General features: G+C 70.5%; 2 pseudogenes. Both read left to right on the top strand.

The features are described 5' to 3' along the window. Nucleotides 1-479: pseudogene (locus tag JMF90_RS38585) on the top strand (DNA topoisomerase IB); the annotation flags it as partial. Between the two features lie 279 nt (nt 480-758). Then, nucleotides 759-947 (top strand): annotated as a pseudogene (locus tag JMF90_RS38580) (MFS transporter); the annotation flags it as partial.

The raw sequence follows: 947 nt of genomic DNA, 5'->3' as shown, positions 1-947 counted from the left end.
GGATCGAACACGACGTGACGGTCGACGACGCGCGGGTCGCGCGGATCGTGCGGCGCTGCGCGGAGCTGCCCGGGCACGAGCTGTTCCAGTATGTGGACGACGACGGCGTGCGCCATCCGGTCGGGTCGTCCGACGTGAACGACTACCTGCGCGAGGCCGGCGGCGCCGATTTCACCGCGAAGGATTACCGGACCTGGGCCGGCAGCGTGCACGCGCTCGGGTTGCTGCGGCGCATCGAGCATCGCGGCGTCACGCATGCCCGCAAGCAGATCGTCGAGACCGTGCGCGCGGTGGCCGAGCTGCTGCGCAACACGCCGGCCGTGTGCCGGCGCTGCTACATCCATCCGGCCGTGCTCGACGCGTTCGAGGCGGGCACGCTCGCCGCGCTGGCGGTCCGGCGTACGCCGCGCGGCCTGCGCGCGGACGAAGCGGCATTCGTCGCGTTGCTGGTATCCGCGCGCCGGCGCACGGCGAGATGACCGCCCACGCCGCGCGTTCGCTTCCCGAGGCCACGCGCGACCGACACCGCTCCCTGCGTGTCGTTTACCACCGGGTTCCGGGCGCATGACCGATAGCCGCTCCCGCCCGTTTCTCTAAACTGGTTCGCACAACACACCTGCCCGGTGTCGTCCGCCGCGCGCGTCACGCCACCGGCATCGAGGCATCCCCGAGACATCCGCCTTCGCTGTCCGTCGGCCCGCGTGCCCCCGGCCGCATTCCCGCCGGCCGCGCCGCCAAGGCAACTCCAGGAGAGAACATTGAGCCCGTCGCAAGCGCGCCCCGCGAAAACCCGGTCTTCGCGCCAGTCCATCAAGCTGGATGACATCACGATCGTCGACCCGGCCGTCCTCAAGCGCGCGGTCGGCGCGATGGCGTTCGGCAACGCGATGGAATGGTTCGACTTCGGCGTCTACAGCTATATCGCCGTCACGCTCGGCAAGGTGTTC

This window comes from Burkholderia sp. E168m23 (assembly GCF_016586125.1).
GTDB lineage: Bacteria > Pseudomonadota > Gammaproteobacteria > Burkholderiales > Burkholderiaceae > Burkholderia > Burkholderia orbicola.
This window is presented reverse-complemented; position numbering and strand designations above follow the sequence as displayed.